This is a genomic window from Janthinobacterium sp. Mn2066 (assembly GCF_049319705.1).
In the GTDB taxonomy this organism is placed as follows: Bacteria; Pseudomonadota; Gammaproteobacteria; order Burkholderiales; family Burkholderiaceae_D; genus Janthinobacterium.
Genome location: NZ_JBMOUF010000059.1, coordinates 1 through 233, shown reverse-complemented (window position 1 = coordinate 233; position 233 = coordinate 1). Strand labels below are relative to the sequence as shown.

Sequence of the window (233 nt, the reverse complement as noted above, 5' to 3'; positions counted from 1 at the left end):
TGATATAGCTCAGTTGGTTAGAGCACAGCATTCATAATGCTGGGGTCGGTGGTTCAAGTCCACCTATCACCACCAAGGAACAATCTGCAATGGCCCAGCGGCAGTCAAACTGGGCCATTGCTGTTTTAACCAGCATCCGTTTATAACGGTCTGTCTGGTGATATAGCTCAGTTGGTTAGAGCACAGCATTCATAATGCTGGGGTCGGTGGTTCAAGTCCACCTATCACCACCA

Annotated in this window: 1 tRNA gene; it reads left to right on the top strand. The window is 48.9% G+C overall.

Annotation, left to right across the window (positions count from 1 at the left end):
• Positions 1-156 precede the first annotated feature (156 nt).
• A tRNA-Met gene (locus tag ACL9RI_RS27745) sits at positions 157-233 on the top strand.